Below are 18,837 nucleotides of genomic sequence, written 5' to 3' on the forward strand. Positions count from 1 at the left end.
CCCCCCCGGCGCCCGCCCGCCGCCCCCTCGCGGACCCGCCTGGGACCCTGTCGCCGAGCCGGCGGGGCCCCCGGCCGCGCCGCGGCCGTCCCACTCGACGGCGCCGGCGAGCCGGCGGGCGTTCTCCCGGACGGCGGCGGCGCGGTCCGGCCGCGGCTCGACGGCGATGGCGCGGCAGCGCCGATCGGCCCGCAGCCACTCGGCGGTGACGCCGCCGCTGCCGGCGCCGACGTCCCAGAGCAGCTCGCCGGGCGCCGGCGCGAGGGCGGCCAGCGTGACCGCGCGGACCTCCTGCTTCGTGAGGACGCCATCGGTCACGAACGCGTCGTCCGGCAGGCCCGGCACGCGGCTTGCCAGGGCCAGGACCTCGGCCGAGGCGGTCGGCGCGCAGCGCGTGGCGACGATGGCCAACCTGCCGTGACGCGGCACGGCGGCCACCGCGCCGGCCGCCGGCACCCCCGCGGGCGCGTCGCCATCCGTGCCATCGAGGCCGTCCCTGCCATCGAGGCCGTCCGGGTCGCCAGGGCTGTCCGGGTCGCCGAGGCTGTCCGGGTCGCCAGGGCTGTCCGGGCCGCCGAGGCCGTCCGGGTCGCCGAGGCCGTCCGGGTCGCCAGGGCTGTCCGGGCCGCCGAGGCTGTCCAGGTCGCCGAGGCCGTCGGGGCGGCGCGATCCGCGCCGGCCCGGCCTGGCCCGGACGGCATGGGTGGTGATCCGCTCGCGCGGCCCGCCCAGCCGCTCCAACACTGTCAGCTCGGCGTCGAGACCGTGTTCGGCCACGAGCGACGCCACCCGCGCCGCGCCGTCCTCGTCGCCGGTCAGGACCAGCACCCGGGCGCCGGGGCGCAGCTCGGAGCCCAGCGCCGCCAGGGGCCGGCCGACCGCGCTGACGACGGCCACCTCCTCGACCGGCCAGCCGAGCCGCGCGCACGCCAGCGAGATCGACGAGGGCGCCGGCAGCACCCGTACCTGGCCGGCGCCGAGCGCCCGCACCAGCGTCCCGCCGACGCCGTAGTGCATCGGGTCGCCGCTGGCGAGCACCGCGACCCGCCGCCCCGCGTGGGTGGTGGGCAGGGCCGCGACCGCGGCGGCCAGGTCACGCGGCCAGGCCTCGCCCGCGCGCACCCGCCCGGCGACGAGCTCGAGCTGGCGCGGGCCGCCGAGCACGACGTCCGCGGCCGCGAGCGCCTCCCTGGCCGCGGCGCCAAGCCCGTCCCAGCCGTCCTCGCCGATCCCGACCACGGTCACGCCGAAGCCGGTGACCGGGGCGGACTCGGTGGTGGGCCGGGTTCCGGCGGGTGGGGGGCTGGCTGGCACAGGGGGGATTGTGCATGCCCCCGCCGGCCGCCGTCGCGTTGATGGCGACAAGCGGTCCAGTGGGGTGTTCGTCGTCACTATCCTTGGGCAGTCCTCCCGTGGCACCATGCGTGCCAGGCGACGTGAGGGGAACTCCGGTGCGGTGCGTGGCGCCAAGCCCGGGGCGGTCCCGCCACTGTGAGCCGCGGCCGGTCCGGCGCGGTGAGCCAGAACACCTCGGCCGCCCGCCCGTCGCAGGAGCTCCGGGCCCGTACGAGCGGCAGGCGCGGACACCTGCCGGTGCGAGGTGGTGGCCCACGTGCGCCAGTTTCCCTTCAGCGCGATCGTCGGCATGGACGATCTGCGGCTCGCCCTCATCCTGAACGCGATCTCCCCGGAGATCGGGGGCGTGCTCGTCCGGGGTGAGAAGGGCACGGCGAAGTCGACCGCCGTGCGCGCGCTCGCGGCGGTGCTGCCGCCGGTGACCGTGGTGGCCGGCTGCCGGTTCTCCTGCGACCCCGCGCGCCTGGCGCCCGACTGCCCGGACGGCCCGCACCCGTCCGCGCGCGCCGAGGACCGGCCGACCAGGCTGCGCGAGCTGCCGGTGGGCACCACCGAGGACCGGCTGGTGGGCTCCCTCGACATCGAGCGGGCGCTGACCGCGGGCGTCGTCTCGTTCGAGCCGGGGCTGCTCGCCGCCGCGCACCGCGGCGTGCTGTACGTCGACGAGGTCAACCTGCTGCACGACCATCTCGTCGACCTGCTGCTCGACGCGGCCGCGCTCGGGGTCGCGCACGTCGAGCGCGACGGGGTCTCGGTCCGCCACGAGGCCCGGTTCGTGCTCGTCGGCACGATGAACCCGGAGGAGGGCGAGCTGCGGCCGCAGCTGCTCGACCGGTTCGGCCTGACCGTGCAGGTCGCGGCCCCGCGCGAGCCGGCGGCGCGGGCCGAGGTGGTCCGCCGCCGCCTGGCGTTCGACGCGGGCCCCGAGGCGTTCGCGGCCGGCTACACCGCCCTCGAGCGCGAGCTGTCGGCGCGGATCGCGGCCGCCCGCGCGGCGCTGCCGGCCGTCCGGCTGCCCGACCGGGAGCTGACCCGGATCGCGGCCGTCTGCGCCGCGTTCGAGGTCGACGGGCTGCGCGCCGACCTGGTCACCGCGCGGGCCGCGCTCGCGCACGCCGCCTGGGAGGGCCGCGCCGAGGTCACCGAGGCCGACGTCCGGGCCGCCGCCGCGCTCGCGCTGCCGCACCGGCGCCGCCGCAACCCGTTCGACGCTCCCGGCCTGGATCCGGACCAGCTCGACGCCGCGTTGGAAGCGGCTCGCCAGGACCTCGACGGCGCGGGCACCGACGGCGACCCGAACCCAGGCGGTGACCCGAACCCCGACGGCGATCCGAATCCCGACGGCGACGAGGGCTCCGGCCGGGCGGACGCGGGCGCGCCCGCCCGGCCCGACGGCCAGGTCCGCGCGCCGGACGGCCAGGCCGGCGCGGATGACGACCCCGATCCCGATCCCGACCCGGGCCCAGGCCCGGGCGGGGGCGGCCCGGGCGACGGCGCCCCGGCGGCCGGTGAGGCGCGGGCGGGCGCCGGCACCGCCGGGCGGCCCGCCGGTGACGACGCGGCCGCGGCGCGGCCGGCGGGCGCCGAGGCGCCGGTGAGCGTCGTCGCGCCGTCGGCCATGTTCCGCGCCCGCCGCCTCGAGGTGCCCGGTGTCGGCCGGGGTGTCCCCGGGCGGCGGTCGCGCGCGGTCACCGGCGCGGGCGCGGTGGTGGGCGCGCAGGTCCCGGACGGCCGGCTGCGCGACCCGCACGTCGTCGCGACGCTGCTGGCGGCGGCGCCGCACCAGGCCGCGCGCGGCAGGAGCGGGCCTGGCCTGAGGCTGCGGCCCGCCGACCTGCGCCAGGCCAGGCGGGAGGGCCGGGAGGGCAACCTCGTGCTGTTCGCCGTCGACGCGTCCGGTTCGATGGCGGCCCGGGCACGGATGGCCGCGGTCAAGGCGGCCGTCCTGTCGTTGCTGCTCGACGCCTACCAGCGCCGCGACAAGATCGGCCTGGTGACGTTCCGGGGTGAGGCCGCGCGCCTCGCGCTGCCGCCGACGTCGTCGGTGGACGTCGCGGCGGCCCGTCTGGCGGATCTGCCGGCCGGCGGGCGCACGCCGCTGGCCGACGGTCTCCTGCTCGCGCACCGCACGCTCCTGCGCGAGCGGCTGCGCGACCCGAGCCGCCGGCCGCTGCTCGTCGTGCTGACCGACGGCCGGCACACCGCCGGGCCCGAGCCCGGCCCGGCGGCCGAGCTGCTCGCCCGCGCCGGGGTCGCCGCGGTCGTCGTCGACTGCGAGACCGGCAGGGTCCGACTGGGGCTCGCCGGGGTGCTCGCCGCCTGGCTCGGGGCGCCGCTGCTGACGCTCGCCGAGCTGGCCGCGCCCGGCGGCGGGCACGCCGCCCCCAGCGGCAGGCGAGGCGCCCGCGCCGGCGCGGGCCTGGACGGCGCCGCGGCGGGCGCGGGTCTCGCCGCCACCGTCCGCGCGCTGCGGGACGCCGCCTGATGGCCCCCCAGGGAAAGGTCACCACCGTCCCCGACGACGGGCTCACCACGCGGGCGCGCCGCAACCGGCCGCTGGTGCTCGTCCACACCGGCGACATGAAGGGCAAGTCGACGGCCGCCTTCGGGCTGGCGCTGCGCGCCTGGAACCAGGGCTGGCCGGTCGGCGTGTTCCAGTTCGTCAAGAGCGCCAAGTGGAAGGTCGGCGAGGAGAACGCGCTGCGGGCGCTCGGCCGGCTGCACGCCCAGACCGGTGAGGGCGCGCCGGTGGACTGGTTCAAGATGGGCTCGGGCTGGTCGTGGACCCAGCGCGGCCCGGACGACGACCACGCCGCGGCCGCGGCCGAGGGCTGGGAACGGATCAAGGCCGACCTCGCCGCCGAGACCTATCGCCTCCTGGTGCTCGACGAGTTCACCTACGTGATCGAGTGGGGCTGGGTGGACGTCGAGGACGTCGTCGCGACGCTCGCCGCGCGGCCCGGGTTCCAGCATGTCGTGATCACGGGCCGGCGGGCGCACCCGCGCCTCGTCGAGGCGGCGGACCTGGTGGTCGAGATGACCAAGGTCAAGCACCCCATGGACGCCGGGCAGAAGGGCCAGCGGGGGATCGAGTGGTGACCGGGGCCGCCGCGCCGCGCCCGAACGGAACGAACCAGTGATAGAGCGTGCCGCTGGGACTGTGCCCCGCAGCACGGAGGCGCGCCTCCGCGGAGGCCCGTCCACGAGCGAAGCGACGTGGTCGGGCCGCAGCGGAGGTCGTCGGAGCGAACCGGGAACACAGCCGTGAGGATCCCCCGGGTCGTCGTCGCCGCGCCGGCCAGCGGAGCGGGCAAGACGTCCGTCGCCACCGGCCTGCTCGCCGCGCTGCGGGCACGCGGACTGGCCGTCTCGCCGCACAAGGTCGGCCCGGACTACATCGACCCGGGCTACCACGCGCTGGCCGCCGGCCGCCCGGGGCGCAACCTCGACCCGTGGCTGGTCGGCGAGCGGCGGGTCGCGCCGCTGTTCCTGCATGGCGCGCTGACGCCCAGGCGGGCCGACGTCGCCGTGATCGAGGGCGTCATGGGCCTGTTCGACGGGCACGCGACCCGGGCCGGGTTCGGCTCGACGGCGCACGTCGCCACGCTGCTGGCGGCGCCCGTGGTCCTGGTCGTCGACGCGCGCTCGGTCGGCCGGTCGGTCGCGGCGACCGTCCACGGCTTCCGCTCGTTCGACCCAGCGGTCCGGATCGGCGGCGTCGTGTTCAACCACGTCGGCACCGAGCGGCACGCCGAGATCCTGCGCGCCGCGATGGCCGAGATCGGCGTGCCGGTGCTCGGCCTCCTCGGTCGGCGTGACAGCCTCGCCACCCCGTCACGCCACCTCGGCCTGGTCCCGGCCGCCGAGCGCGCGGCGCCCGCCCGCGCGGCGGTCGCCGAGCTCGGCGCCGCCGTCGCCGCCGCGCTCGACCTCGACGCGCTGCTCGCGCTCGCCGCGACGGCTCCCGACCTGCCGGCCGAGCCCTGGGACCCCCGGGCCGCCGCCGCGGAGATCCCCGGCACCGCCGCCGGGGCGGCGATGCCGAGGCCGGCCGAGCCCCGGCCCGGTGCCCGGCGCCCGGTGGTCGCCGTGGCGGGCGGCCCGGCGTTCACGTTCGGCTACGCGGAGACGCCCGAGCTGCTCGCCGCCGCCGGCGCCGAGGTCGCGCGCTTCGACCCGACGGCCGACGAGGCACTGCCCGACGGGACGTCCGCGCTGGTCATCGGCGGCGGGTTCCCGCAGCTGCACGCGGGCGCGCTCGCCGCGAACGCCGCCCTGCGAGCCCGGGTCCGCGCCTTCGCCGCGACCGGCGCGCCGGTCGCCGCCGAGTGCGCCGGGCTCCTGTACCTGAGCCGGGCGCTGGACGACGCGCCGATGTGTGGCGTGCTGGGCGAGGTGACCGCGGCGATGACGCCGCGCCTCACGCTGGGCTACCGGGAGGCGGTGGCGGCCACCGACTCGGTGCTCGCGGCGCGCGGCACCCGCGCGCGGGGGCACGAGTTCCACCGCACGGCCACCAGCCCGCCGGCCGGCGGCGGGCCCGCGGGCGGCGCGCCGCTGGGCACGGTGTCGGGGGGCACGGCGCTGGGGGACATGACGCCGGGGGACACGGTGCCACCGGGTACGTCGCCAGGGGGCACGACGTGGCCGGGCACGGTGTCGGGGGGTACGGCGCCGGCGTGGACCTGGCGCGGCCCGGCCGGCGACGAGGTCGCGGAGGGCTTCGTCCGCGGCGGCATCCATGCTTCCTACCTGCACACCCACTGGGCGGGGCTGCCGGGGGCCGCCGCCCGGTTCGTCGCCGCGGCGGGCGCGGCCCAGGAGAACGGGGCCCTCCGTGCGGCCGGCTGAGCGCCGGGCCGCCCGGCTGGCCGGCCGCGCCGCGCCCGCGGGGCCGGCCGCGTTCGGGCCGGTCGCCGTCGCCGCGGCGGTCGTCGCTGGCGCCGTCGCGGACGCGGTCCTCGCCGACCCGGCCCGGTTCCACCCGGTCGCCGGCTACGGCCGCGCGGCGCGCGCGACCGAACGCCTGCTCTACGCGGACTCCCGTCCGGCCGGCGTCGCGTTCGTCGCCGCCGCCGTCGGTGGGCCGGTGCTCGCCGCCGTCGCGCTGGACCGCCGGCTGCCCCGGGCCGCCCGGCCGGTCGCGCTCGCCGTGACGCTGTGGGCGGCGCTCGGTGGCACGTCGCTGCGCGCCGAGGCCGTGGCGATGAGCCGGCTGCTGACGGCCGGCGACCTGCCCGCCGCCCGTGGCCGGCTCGGGAACCTGTGCGGGCGCGACCCGAGCGGGCTCGACGAGCCGGAGCTCGCCCGGGCGGCCATCGAGTCGGTCGCGGAGAACACCGCGGACGCGGTGCTCGGCCCGCTGCTGTGGGGGGCCGCGCTCGGCCTGCCCGGTGTCGTCGGCTACCGCGCCGTCAACACCCTCGACGCGATGGTCGGCCACCGCTCGGCGCGCTACCTGCGGTTCGGCTGGGCCGCCGCCCGCCTCGACGACGCCGCGAACCTGGCGCCCGCCCGGCTGTGTGCCGTGCTCACGGCGCTGGCGGCCCCGGTCGTCGGCGGGTCGCCCGGCCGGGCCTGGCGGGTCTGGCGGCGCGACGGCCACGACCACCCGAGCCCGAACGCCGGCCAGTGCGAGGCGGCGTTCGCCGGCGCCCTGGGGATCACCCTCGGCGGCACCAACGTCTACGCGGGTGAGCTGGAGACCCGTGGCCGCCTCGGCGACGGGCCGCCGCCGCGCGGCGCCGACGTCGCCCGTTCGGGTGACCTGTCGGCGGCGGTGACGGCAGCCGGCGTGGCGGTGAGCGCCCTGGCCGGCGCGGCGCTGGCCGGCCGGCGCCACCGGAGCGGGCGCCGCCGCCATGGCCGCCACCGGAGCGGAGCGTGACCGGGGCGCGGATGACCGGGGTGCGCGGGGCGCTGCTCGTCGCCGGGACCGCGTCGGACGCGGGCAAGTCGGTGTTGACCGCCGGGATCTGCCGGTGGCTCGCCCGCCAGGGAGTGCGGGTGGCGCCGTTCAAGGCGCAGAACATGTCGCTGAACTCGTGGGTGACCGCCGACGGCGCGGAGATCGGCCGCGCCCAGGTGATGCAGGCCGCCGCCGCCGGCGTGGAGCCGGAGGCGGCGATGAACCCGGTGCTGCTCAAGCCGGGCGCGGGGCACCGCAGCCAGGTCGTGCTGCGCGGCCGGCCGGTCGCCGAGGCGGGCGCGCTCGACTACCGCGAGCTCAAGGGCCGGCTGTTCGCCGAGGTGCTCGCGAGCCTCGCCGACCTGCGCTCCCGGTTCGACGTGGTGGTCTGCGAGGGTGCCGGCAGCCCTGCCGAGATCAACCTGCGGGCGACCGACATCGCGAACCTGGGCCTGGCCAGGGCCGCGGGCCTGCCGACGATCGTCGTCGGCGACATCGACCGCGGCGGGGTGTTCGCCGCGATGTACGGCACCCTCGCCCTGCTGGAGCCCGCTGACCAGGCACTGGTCGCCGGCTTCGTCGTCAACAAGTTCCGCGGCGAGCGGGCGCTGCTCGAACCGGGGCTGGAGATGCTGCGGGCACTGACCGGCCGGCCCACGCTCGGGGTGCTGCCGTGGCGCGACGGCCTGGGGCTCGACGTCGAGGACTCGCTCGGCCTGCCCGCGCCCGGCGAGACCAGGGGCGACCCCGACGGCGCGCTGCGGGTGGCCGCCGTGCGGCTGCCGTTTCTGAGCAACTTCACCGACCTGGACGCGCTGGCCGCCGAGCCCGGCGTCGCGGTGCGCTACGCCGACCGGCCGGAGGACCTGGACACGGCCGACCTCGTCGTGCTTCCCGGCACCCGGTCGACGGTGGCCGACCTGGGCTGGCTGCGCCGGCGCGGGCTGGACGGGGCGCTCGCCCGCCGGGCGGCGGCCGGGCGGCCGGTGCTGGGCGTCTGCGGCGGCTACCAGATGCTCGCCGCGACGATCGTGGACGAGGTGGAGAGCGGCGCGGGCCGCGTCGACGGCCTTTCGCTGCTGCCGGTCACCGTCCGCTTCGCGGCCACCAAGACCCTCGGCCGCCCCAGCGGCGCCGCGTACGGCCAGCCGGTGCTCGGCTACGAGATCCACCACGGGGTGGCGACCGCGCACGGCGGCGAGCCGTTCCTCGACGGCTGCCGGAACGGCGCGGTCTGGGGCACCACCTGGCACGGCGCGCTGGAGAACGACGGCTTCCGCCGGGCGTTCCTCGCCGACGTCGCGGCCCGCGCCGGCTCGCCCTGGCGGCCACGCGGCGAGGTCTCGTTCGCGGCCGTCCGGCAGCGGCGCCTCGACGTCCTCGGCGACCTCGTCGCGGAGCACCTCGACACCGGCGCGCTGCTCGCGCTGCTGGCCGGCGGCCCGCCGGCCGGCCTGCCGTTCGTCCCGCCCGGCGCTCCGCCGAACGCCGCCGCGACCTTCGTGACGCCCGACCGGCGGCCGGCGCTGGCCGGTCCCGCGTCGGGCGCCGCGCCCACGCCCGAGGCTGACCACTCGGGTGGATCTCTGCCAGACCAGGGGAGCCGTCCGTGATCGTCCTGCTGTCGACGTCCGACACCGACCTGTCGTGCGCCCGCGCCTGCGGGGAGGACTACCGGCTCGCCAACCCGGCGCGCCTCGACGCCGCCGGCCTGGCGCCGCTGCTCGACGGCGCCGACGTCGTCGTGCTGCGCCTCCTCGGCGGCCGGCGGGCCTGGCCCGAGGGGGTCGACGCCCTGCTCGCGCGCGGCCTGCCGGTGGTGGTGCTCAGCGGGGAGCTCGTCCCCGACGCCGAGCTGATGGAGCTGTCGTCGGTGCCCGCCGGGGTCGCGGCGCAGGCGCACGCCTATCTCGCCCACGGCGGCGTGGACAACCTGCGCCAGCTGGCCCGCTTCCTGTCCGACGCGCTGCTGCTCACCGGGCTCGGGTTCGACCCGCCGGCGCCGACCCCGCCGTGGGGCGTCCGGTCCCGTCCCGGCGCGGACCCGGCCGGCGCCGCCGAGCGCGCGCCGCTGGCCACACCGGCCGGGGGACTCACGTCGGCCGAGGACGCCGCGCCGGCTGGGGACGCCGCGCCGGGCGCGGGCGCCGGAGGGCGCCCGACCGTCGCGATCCTGTACTACCGGGCGCACGAGCTGGCCGGGAACACCGCGTTCGTGGACGCGCTCGCCGACGCCGTCGAGGCGGCCGGCGGCCGGGCGCTGCCGGTCTTCTGCGCGTCGCTGCGCACCGCCGACGCCGGGCTGCTCGCCGAGCTGGGCCGGGCGGACGCGCTGGTGACGACGGTGCTGGCCGCGGGCGGCGCCGCGTCAGGAGCCGTGCCCGCCGAGGTCGGCGCGGGCGGGCGGGACGAGGACTGGGACATCGGCGCGCTCGCCGCCCTGGACGTGCCGATCCTGCAGGCGCTCGCGGTGACGTCGTCCCGGGCCCAGTGGGCGGCGAGCGACGACGGCCTGTCGCCGCTGGACACCGCCACGCAGGTCGCGATCCCCGAGTTCGACGGGCGGATCATCACCGTCCCGTTCTCGTTCAAGGAGGTCGACGCCGACGGCCTGACCCACTACGTCCCCGACCTGGAGCGGGCGGCCCGCGTGGCCGGGCTGGCGGTCAGCCATGCCCGGCTGCGCCATGTCCCGAACGCGGACAAGAAGGTCGCGCTGATGCTGTCGGCCTACCCGACCAAGCACGCCAGGATCGGCAACGCGGTCGGCCTCGACACCCCGGCGAGCGTGCTCGCGCTGCTGCGGGCGATGCGGGACGCGGGCTACGACGTCGGCCCGGCCGACGGGCCGGACGCGCTGCCGGGGCTGGCCGCCGGCGATCCCGACGCGCTCATCCACGGCCTGATCGCCGCCGGCGGCCAGGACGAGGACTGGCTGACGGCCGAGCAGCTGGCCGGCAACCCGGTCCGCGTCCCCGCCGCCGCCTACCGCGCCTGGTTCGCGACGCTGCCGGCCGAGCTGCGGGCGGCCGTGGAGGAACACTGGGGCCCGGCGCCCGGCGACCTGTTCGTCGACCGCTCGGCCGACCCGGACGGCGAGATCGTGCTCGCCACCCTCGCCGCCGGCAACGTGGCGATCCTCATCCAGCCGCCGCGCGGGTTCGGGCAGAACCCGATAGCGATCTACCACGACCCCGACCTGCCGCCGAGCCACCACTACCTGGCGACCTACCACTGGCTGCGGCACGGCCCGACGACGCCCAACGCCGCGCCCGGCGCCGCTTCCGGGACCGGGTTCGGCGCGCACGCCGTGGTGCACGTCGGCAAGCACGGCAACCTCGAGTGGCTGCCCGGCAAGGCGGCGGCGCTGTCCGCCGGCTGCTCGCCCGACGCGGCGCTCGGCGACCTCCCGCTGGTCTACCCGTTCCTGGTCAACGACCCGGGGGAGGGCACCCAGGCGAAGCGGCGGGCGCACGCCACGGTGATCGACCACCTGGTTCCGCCGATGGCGCGGGCCGACAGCTACGGGGACATCGCCCGGCTCGAGCGGCTGCTTGACGAGCACGCGCAGATCGCCGCGATGGACCCGGCGAAGCTCCCCGCGATCCGCGCGCAGATCTGGACGCTCATCGAGGCGGCGAAGCTGGACCACGACCTCGGCCTCGCCGACCGGCCGCACGACGCCGAGTTCGACGAGTTCCTGCTGCACGTCGACGGCTGGCTGTGCGAGATCAAGGACGCGCAGATCCGCGACGGCCTGCACGTCCTGGGCGCGGCGCCGACCGGCGAGGCGCGGGTCAACCTGGTGCTGTCGATGCTGCGCGCCCGCCAGCTGTGGGGCGGTGCCGCCGCGCTGCCGGGCCTGCGCCAGGCGCTCGGCCTCGGCGACGCGGAGGGGACGGCGCGCACCGACGCGGTCGAGGCCGTCGCCCGGGCCCTCGTCGCGGGCCTGGAGGAGCGCGGCTGGGAACCGGCGGCCGTCGCGGAGGTGATCGCCGAGGTCCTCGACGCCCCGGCGGGCGGGGGCACGGCCGCCGGGGGCGAGGCCGACCGGGACGCGGTTGCGGCGGTGCTGACGTTCGCCGCCACCGAGATCGTGCCGAGGCTCGCCCGCACCACCGACGAGATCGACCGGACCCTGCACGCGCTCGCCGGCGGCTACATCCCCGCCGGCCCCAGCGGTTCGCCGCTGCGCGGCCTGGTCAACGTCCTGCCGACCGGGCGCAACTTCTATGCCGTCGACCCGCGCGCGGTCCCCAGCCCGCTGGCCTGGGAGACCGGCCGGGCGATGGCCGACTCGCTGCTCGCCCGCCACCTCGCCGACACCGGCGAGTACCCGCGCTCGGTCGGCCTGTCAGCCTGGGGCACCTCGGCGATGCGGACGTCCGGCGACGACGTCGCCGAGATCCTCGCGCTGCTCGGCGTCGCGCCGCTGTGGGACGAGGCGTCCCGGCGGGTGCGCGGCCTGGAGCCGATTCCGCTCGCCGAGCTCGGCCGGCCCCGCGTCGACGTCACCGTCCGGATCTCCGGGTTCTTCCGCGACGCGTTCCCGCACGTCGTCGACCTGCTCGACGACGCCGTCCGGCTCGTCGCCGACCTCGACGAGGACCCCGAGCACAACTACGTCCGCGCGCACGCCGAGGCCGACACGGCCGCCCACGGGGACCGGCGCCGCGCCACCACCCGCGTCTTCGGCTCGAAACCGGGCGCGTACGGCGCCGGGCTGCTCCCGCTCGTCGACGCCGGGACCTGGCACGACGACGCGGACCTGGCCGAGGTGTACGCGGCCTGGGGCGGGTTCGCCTACGGCCGTGGGCTGGACGGCCGGCCGGCCCGCGACGACATGGAGGCGGCGTACCGGCGGATCAGCGTCGCGGTGAAGAACACCGACAGCCTCGAGCACGACATCGCCGACTCCGACGACTACTTCCAGTACCACGGCGGGATGATCGCCACCGTGCGGGCGCTGACCGGGCGCGGCCCGCGGGCCTACGTCGGCGACTCGACCCGGCCCGACGCGGTGCGCACCCGGACCCTGGGGGAGGAGATGGCGCGCGTGGTGCGCGCCCGGGTCGTCAACCCACGCTGGATCGCCTCGATGCGCCGTCACGGCTACAAGGGCGCTTTCGAGCTGGCCGCGACCGTCGACTACCTGTTCGGCTACGACGCGACCGCCGGCGTGGTGGCCGACTGGATGTACGAGGCCGTCACCCAGGCGTACGTCCTGGACCAGGAGAACCAGAAGTTCCTGGCGGACGCGAACCCGTGGGCACTGCACGGTATCGCCGAGCGACTTCTGGAGGCGGTCGACCGCGGGCTTTGGTCGGCACCGGAACAGTCGACTCTCGACGCGCTGCGTGACGTTTACCTGCGGGCGGAGGGCGATCTGGAAGGCCGTTCGCCATCGGGCGGGTGACACTCCCGCCCACCCGGGCGGGAGTGACCGGCACCTGGTGGCGGACCGGGGGCTGTTGATGGACCGACAGCTGTTGACGGAAAGGTCTCACCGCGTTGACCTGTCAGGGTGCCAGCCCTACTCTTAACCAGCTGGGCAGCAGAGGAAGCCGGTGTGAATCCGGCACGGTCGCGCCACTGTGATCGGCTCGTGACAATCGCGAGCCGTCAGTCAGATCTTCGCCGCCACGCGCATTGCATAGGGACGCGTTATCCCAGAGAGGCTTCGCACCATGAGCATTGCCCCCGGCACGCACGCCGCTGACCGGCCGGCTCCCCTGTCCGTTCCCGCGACCTTCCTCTGGACCGCGCTGATGGTCGTGGCGGGGCTCGCCGTGTACTACTTCGTCGGCATCGACCAGGGAATGGTCTCGATCTTCGGTTCCGACACCCACATTCACGAGTTCGTGCACGACGCGCGGCACTTCCTGGGTTTCCCCTGCCACTGAGCCAGGCATCCGGCATCCGTCGCCGGACGTGGTGGCCGGGCTAGACAGGCCCCGGGCCTGGCGGGCGCCGCCGCCGCTCCGGCGTCCATTCCGCGCGCGGCGCCGTCATGCGCCGGCGCGGCCGCGGCGTCGCATGACACCCAGGAGTGTGGCATGGAAAAAAGGCTGATTCTGCGCGGGCTGCTCTGCGGCGCCCTCGCCGGGCTGCTCGCGTTCGCTTTCGCCCGCATATTCGCGGAGCCACAGATCGACAAGGCCATCGCCTTCGAGGAGGGCCGGGGCGAGGCCCAGCTGGCGCTCGACGCCGCCGCAGGGCTCGCCGTCCCGCCGGAGGAGGGCGCGGTGTTCACCCGTGCCGTCCAGGCCGACGTCGGGCTCGGCATCGGCATCGTCGCGCTGGCGATCGCGCTCGGCGGCCTGTACGCCGTCGCCTTCTCGCTCGCCTACGGCCGCGTCGGCGCGACGCGGGCCCGGGCACTGGCGCTGTACCTGGCGCTCGGCGGATTCCTCACCGTCTACTTCGTGCCGTTCCTGAAGTACCCGGCGAGCCCGCCGGCGGTCGGCGACGACGAGACCATCGAGCAGCGGGGCATCCTCTATCTGTCGATGGTGCTGGCGTCGGTCGCCCTCGGCATCCTCGCCGTGTGGTTCGGCCGCTGGCTGCGCACCAGACACTCGACCTGGACGGCGACGCTGCTCGCGGGCGCGGCGTTCCTCGTCGCCGTGGCCGTGCTGATCGCCGTCCTGCCCTCGTTCGGCTCGCTCAGCGTCGGCAGCCCGGAGACGGAGACTCCCGGCCCGCTGCTCGACCCGGGCGGGAACATCGTCTACGAGGCCTTCCCCGCGGATGTCCTGTACTTCTTCCGGCTCTACTCGGTCGGGGCGCAGGTCATCCTGTGGGGCGCGCTCGGCCTGGCCTTCGGCCCGCTGGCCGCGCGGCTGCTCGAGCCGGCCGCGGGCCGCGCCCGCGCGGGCGTGCCGGCGGCGCAGGCCGACCCGGTCGCCGGGTCCGCGTCCTAGTGACGGACTGCTCCACCTCGGCCCGTGTCCCGGGGGGCGTCCCCCGGGCGCGGGCCGACCGCTGCCCGGGGGCGCTGACCCTGCACGAGGCCGCCGACGGCGGTCTCGCCCGGATCCGGCTGCCCGGCGGGCTGGTCGACGGGCCGGTGCTCGCCGCGCTGGCCCGCCTCGGGGCCGGCGGCGCCCTCGAGCTCACCTCGCGGGGGAACGTCCAACTGCGCGGGATCACCCCGGGACGCCGTGCCCGGGTCGCCGCCCGCGTCGCGGAGCTCGGCCTGCTGCCCTCGGCGACCCACGAACGGGTGCGCAACATCGTGGCGTCGCCGCTCGCGGGCCTCGTGGGCCCCGGTGAGCCCGACGCCGGCCGGCCCGGCCTGGCGGCGGGCGCGGGTGGCCGGCTGCCCGGCCTGGTGCGCGCGCTCGACCGGGCGCTGTGCGCCGACCCGGAGCTGGCCGAGCTGTCCGGCCGGTTCCTGTTCGGCCTGGACGACGGCGGCGGCGACATCGCCGCGCTGGGCCCCGACGCCTGGGCGGCACCGGCGGCCACGGGATCCTGGTGGGTGGCCCCGGCGGGTGTCGAGGTCGCCGAGCACGACCTGGTCGGGGAGCTCGTCGGCGCCGCGCGGGCCTTCGTCCGACTCGCCGCATCGGCCGGCCAGGGGCATCGGGGCGGGAGCGCCGGAGCGCCGGAGACGCGAGGGCGGGCCTGGCGGGTTCGTGACCTCGCCGACGGCGGAGCCGGCCTCGCCGCGGCGCTGCGCGCCGGGCGCCCGGCGGCGGACTGCCCGGTCACGGCCAGCCACGCCCGCCCGGTGGGTGGCTGGCGCCGCCCGGATGGCGGCTGGGCCGTCGCCGTGGGAGTTCCCCTCGGCTGGCTCACCCGGTCCGCCGCCGACCTGCTCGCCGAGGCCGCCGAGGCGGGCGCGGCGGCGCGCGGCGGGCCCGCCCAGCCGTTGCGCGTCACGCCGTGGCGTGGTGTCGTCGTTCCCGACATCGCCGACGAGCCGGCGTTTCGCGCCCGCGCGGCGCGCGCCGGCCTCACCACCGCGCCCGGTTCGCTGTGGGCCCGCGTCACCGCGTGCGCCGGGCGTCCCGGCTGCGCCAGCGCGCACGCCGACGTGCGCGCGGACGCCGGCCGCGCCGTCGACGCCGGCCGCCTCACACCAGCCCCGCCCGCGACACGGGCGTCCCCCGCGCCGGCACCGGACCTCATGACGACGCCGGGCCGGGCCGGGCCGGTCGCGCACTGGAGCGGCTGCGCCCGCCGGTGTGGCCGGCCCGCCGGCGCGCACGTCGAGGTGGTCGCCGGTCCGGAAGGCTACGAGGTGCGCCCCGCGACCGCGGCGGCCACCCGGAAGGAGTCCCGATGACGGCCGTCCAGACCGGCGGGCGTCGGTACGACTACGAGCGCGACGGCGACGCCATCTACCGGCAGTCGTTCGCGACGATCCGCGCCGAGTCCGACCTCGCCCGCTTCCCCGCCGGCCTCGAACCGGTGGTCGTACGCATGATTCACGCCTGCGGCATGGTCGACCTGCCCGCCGACGTCGAGGCGAGCCCCGATCTCGCCGACGCGGCGGGCGCCGCGCTGCTGGCCGGGGCGCCGGTGCTGTGCGACGCCCAGATGGTGGCCAGCGGCATCACCCGCCGGTTCCTGCCGGCCGCCAACGACGTGGTGTGCACGCTCGGGGAGCCCGGGGTCGCCGACCTGGCGGCCCGGCTGGGCACCACCCGGTCCGCCGCCGCGCTCCAGCTGTGGGGCGAGCGGCTCGCCGGGGCGGTGGTCGCCGTCGGCAACGCCCCGACGGCGCTGTTCCACCTGCTGGAGATGATCGCCGCCGGGGCGCCGAGGCCGGCCGCGGTGCTGGGCCTGCCGGTGGGCTTCGTCGGCGCGGCCGAGTCCAAGAGGGCACTGTCCGACAACCCGTTCGGCCTGCCCTACCTCGTCGTCCACGGCCGCCGGGGCGGCAGCGCGCTCGCGGTCGCGGCCGTGAACGCGCTCGCCGCGGGGGCGCGATGAGTCCCCGACCCGCCGGGACGCTGTTCGGCGTCGGCGTCGGCCCGGGAGACCCGGAACTCGTCACCGTGAAGGCGGCGCGGCTGATCGGCGCCGCCTCGGTGGTCGCCTACCACGCGGGCCGGCCCGGGCGGTCGCTCGCCCGGGCGAGCGCGGCGCCGTACCTGCCGGACGGCGTCGTCGAGGAGGAGCTGGTCTACCCGGTCACCCGCGGCCACGCCGACCACCCGGGCGGCTACCGGGGGGCGCTCGACGAGTTCTACGAGCGGGCCGCCGCGCGGCTCGCCACGCACCTGGCCGCCGGGCGCGACGTCGTGCTGCTCGCCGAGGGCGACCCGACCCTGTACAGCTCCTACCAGCACATGCACCGCCGGCTCGCGGCGCGGTTCCGGTGCGTGGTCGTGCCCGGAGTCATGTCGGTGTCGGCGGTCGCCGCGGCCGCCGGCGTCCCGCTGGCGACGGGGGAGGAGGCGCTGCTGGTGGCGCCGGCCACGATGCCCGTCGACCGGCTGCGCGACCTCGCGGGCCGGGCGGACGCGCTCGCGCTGATGAAGGTCGGCCGCGACGTGGCCGGGCTGCGGGAGGTGCTCGCCGCCGCGGGCCGCCTCGACGAGGCGGTCCTGGTCTCGCGGGCCTCACGGCCCGACGAGACGGTCACCGCGCTGCGCGACGCCCCGGCCGGCCCCGACGTGCCGTACATGTCGATGGTGCTGGTGCCTGGCGCCGCCGCGGCCCAGTCCCCGGGGCCGGCCGCGCTCGCGGTCGCGGCTCCCGCCGCCCCGGCCGGCGCCGCCCCGGCTGGCGCGGCCGGGGCCGACCCGAATGTCGCTGGTCTGAGCGCGGCCGGCGCGCCCGCGAACGGCGCGCGCGTCCACGACCCGGGCGTCGGCGAGACGGGCGTCCACGACATGGGCGTCGGCGGCGCGCACCCGAACGGCGCGCGGGCGGACGGTACCCGCGCGAACGGCGCGCGGGCGGACGGTACCCGCGCGAACGGTGCGCACGCGAACGGTGCGCACGCGAACGGCCAGCGGGTCGATGGCCCGGGCCCGGCCGGCGTCGGCGTGGACCGCGTCCTCGGGTCCGTGACCGTCGTCGGGCTGGGGCCGGCCGGCCCGGACTGGCTCACGCCGGAGGCGGCCGCGGCGCTGGCCGGCGCGGAGCACGTCGTCGGCTACCAGGCCTACGTCTCCCGCGTCCCGCCCCGCGCCGGGCAGCACCGCCACCTCTCCGACAACCGGGTCGAGGCGGAGCGGGCCGCGTTCGCGCTCGAGCTCGCCCGCCGCGGCGGGCGGGTCGCGGTCGTGTCCTCCGGCGACCCCGGGGTGTTCGCGATGGCCGCCGCCGTGCTGGAGGTCCGGGCCGACGGCGGCTACGGCGACGTGCCGGTCCATGTGCTGCCCGGGGTGACGGCGGCGAACGCCGTGGCGGCCCGCGCCGGCGCGCCGCTCGGCCACGACTACTGCGTGGTGTCCCTGTCCGACCAGCTCAAGCCGTGGCCGCTGGTGCTGCGCCGGCTGCGGGCCGCGGCGGAGGCGGACCTCGCGCTCGCGCTCTACAACCCGGGGTCGCGCGCGCGGCGCCGCCACGTCGACGAGGTGCGCGCCTGCCTGCTCGGGTGGCGTTCCCCGGACACGCCGGTCGTGGTCGGGCGCGCGGTCGGCGAGCCCGGCCCGGACGGTGAGCGGGTCGACGTGATCCGGCTCGCCGACCTGACCGCCGAGCACGTCGACATGCGCACGCTGCTGATCGTCGGCTCGTCGAGGACCCGCTGGGACCGGGCGACCGGCGTCGTGTTCACGCCGCGCCACCACGACGGCGCGCCGAGCCCGGCGACGGCTACCGCCGACGCCGCAGCAGATACACGTCCATGATCCATCCCTTGCGGGCGCGGGCGTCCCGCTTGGCGGCCGCGATCTGGCCGCCCACCTCGGCGAGTGGGCCGGCGAGCGCGATCTCGTCGTCCGCGCCGAGGTACGCGCCCCAGTAGATGTCCCACTGGTCGGCGTCGAGGCCCTGCCAGGCCGCCGCCCCGTCGAGCAGGACGACGACGGTGTCGAGGCCGGCGGCCTCGTCGGCGAGCCGGCGCCCGGTGGTGATGTGCACCGACCCGCCGACGGTGTTCAGCGGGATCCGGTGCCGGGCCGCCAGCGCCTGCACGCTGGAGATCCCGGGAACCACCTCGACGTCCAGGTCGACCAGCCCGCGTGCCCGGATGTCGTCGAGGATGCGCAGCGAGCTGTCGTAGAGCGCCGGGTCGCCCCACACGAGGAACGCGCCCCGCCCGCCCTCGTCGAGTTCCGTGCGCAGGGCGTCGGCCCAGACCGTCGCGCGCGCGGCGTGCCAGCGGCGCACCTCGGCCGGGTAGTCGGCGGGTGCCCGGTCCCGTTCCGGCTCGCCGACCTCGACGACCCGCAGACCGGGCCGGGCGTACCGGGCGCAGATCCGGGCCCGCAGCGCGTTCAGGTCCGCCTTCGCCGCGCCCTTGTCGACCGTGAACAGGACGTCGGCGCCGGCGAGCGCCCGGCTCGCCGCATGGGTGAGCGACTCCGGGTCGCCGACCCCCATCCCGATCAGTGACACGACCCGGCGCCCGGCCGGGACCGGCGCCGGCCCGAACCGGTCATCGGGCC

Annotated in this window: 13 protein-coding genes and 1 riboswitch; of the genes, 11 read left to right on the top strand and 2 right to left on the bottom strand. The window is 77.9% G+C overall.

All coding sequences use genetic code 11. The features are described from left to right. On the bottom strand, nucleotides 1-1,314 hold a 1,314-nt coding region (gene cbiE / locus I6A81_RS45775), incomplete at its 3' end, for a precorrin-6y C5,15-methyltransferase (decarboxylating) subunit CbiE (RefSeq protein ID WP_307874932.1). A gap of 331 nt (nucleotides 1,315-1,645) precedes the next feature. On the opposite strand from cbiE, the gene I6A81_RS26835 reads away from it, so the two are divergent. The 11 genes from I6A81_RS26835 (at nucleotide 1,646) to cobJ (ending at nucleotide 18,078) form a co-directional block, all read left to right on the top strand. Next, a complete protein-coding gene (locus I6A81_RS26835; protein ID WP_238441561.1) occupies nucleotides 1,646-3,841 on the top strand; it encodes a VWA domain-containing protein in 2,196 nt (731 codons plus the stop codon). After that, nucleotides 3,841-4,455 (top strand): cob(I)yrinic acid a,c-diamide adenosyltransferase, encoded by a 615-nt coding sequence (gene cobO / locus I6A81_RS26840; RefSeq protein ID WP_203008501.1) that lies wholly within the window; start codon nucleotides 3,841-3,843, stop codon nucleotides 4,453-4,455. The genes I6A81_RS26835 and cobO overlap by 1 nt, the downstream gene beginning before the upstream one ends. Before the next feature lie 165 nt (nucleotides 4,456-4,620). Next, entirely contained in the window at nucleotides 4,621-6,207 is a 1,587-nt protein-coding gene (locus I6A81_RS26845) for a cobyrinate a,c-diamide synthase (protein ID WP_203010345.1), read from the top strand. A gap of 16 nt (nucleotides 6,208-6,223) precedes the next feature. Then, nucleotides 6,224-7,243, top strand: coding sequence for a cobalamin biosynthesis protein (locus I6A81_RS26850; protein WP_238438270.1), 1,020 nt, complete (start codon nucleotides 6,224-6,226; stop codon nucleotides 7,241-7,243). Nucleotides 7,244-7,254: 11 nt separating this feature from the next. Continuing rightward, nucleotides 7,255-8,877 carry a cobyric acid synthase gene (locus I6A81_RS26855; protein ID WP_238431162.1) on the top strand — a complete coding sequence of 541 codons (1,623 nt, stop codon included), beginning with the start codon at nucleotides 7,255-7,257 and terminating at the stop codon, nucleotides 8,875-8,877. After that, the gene (gene cobN / locus I6A81_RS26860) at nucleotides 8,874-12,680 is read left to right on the top strand and encodes a cobaltochelatase subunit CobN (protein WP_203010347.1); all 3,807 of its coding nucleotides are present in this window, start codon (nucleotides 8,874-8,876) and stop codon (nucleotides 12,678-12,680) included. The genes I6A81_RS26855 and cobN overlap by 4 nt, the downstream gene beginning before the upstream one ends. Before the next feature lie 95 nt (nucleotides 12,681-12,775). Further along, a riboswitch (cobalamin riboswitch) is annotated at nucleotides 12,776-12,920 on the top strand. A 31-nt stretch (nucleotides 12,921-12,951) separates the two neighbouring features. Next, nucleotides 12,952-13,167 carry a CbtB domain-containing protein gene (locus tag I6A81_RS26865; RefSeq protein WP_203007548.1) on the top strand — a complete coding sequence of 72 codons (216 nt, stop codon included), beginning with the start codon at nucleotides 12,952-12,954 and terminating at the stop codon, nucleotides 13,165-13,167. Nucleotides 13,168-13,320: 153 nt separating this feature from the next. After that, nucleotides 13,321-14,187: a CbtA family protein gene (locus I6A81_RS26870; RefSeq protein WP_203007549.1), complete on the top strand. Its 867-nt coding sequence runs from the start codon at nucleotides 13,321-13,323 to the stop codon at nucleotides 14,185-14,187. Then, complete coding sequence (locus I6A81_RS26875) at nucleotides 14,187-15,557, top strand: nitrite reductase (RefSeq protein ID WP_203010348.1); 1,371 nt, start codon at nucleotides 14,187-14,189, stop codon at nucleotides 15,555-15,557. The genes I6A81_RS26870 and I6A81_RS26875 overlap by 1 nt, the downstream gene beginning before the upstream one ends. Further along, nucleotides 15,554-16,207: a precorrin-8X methylmutase gene (locus I6A81_RS26880; protein WP_203007551.1), complete on the top strand. Its 654-nt coding sequence runs from the start codon at nucleotides 15,554-15,556 to the stop codon at nucleotides 16,205-16,207. The genes I6A81_RS26875 and I6A81_RS26880 overlap by 4 nt, the downstream gene beginning before the upstream one ends. Further along, nucleotides 16,204-18,078 carry a precorrin-3B C(17)-methyltransferase gene (gene cobJ, locus I6A81_RS26885; protein WP_203010349.1) on the top strand — a complete coding sequence of 625 codons (1,875 nt, stop codon included), beginning with the start codon at nucleotides 16,204-16,206 and terminating at the stop codon, nucleotides 18,076-18,078. Before I6A81_RS26880 ends, cobJ begins: the two co-directional genes overlap by 4 nt. On the opposite strand, the gene cobF is transcribed toward cobJ, so the two are convergent. Then, nucleotides 18,044-18,772, bottom strand: coding sequence for a precorrin-6A synthase (deacetylating) (gene cobF, locus I6A81_RS26890; RefSeq protein WP_203003332.1), 729 nt, complete (start codon nucleotides 18,770-18,772; stop codon nucleotides 18,044-18,046). The genes cobJ and cobF overlap by 35 nt on opposite strands. Nucleotides 18,773-18,837: the final 65 nt, after the last annotated feature.

Origin of the sequence: Frankia nepalensis, from assembly GCF_016786325.1 — a bacterium.
Lineage (GTDB): Bacteria > Actinomycetota > Actinomycetes > Frankiales > Frankiaceae > Pseudofrankia > Pseudofrankia nepalensis.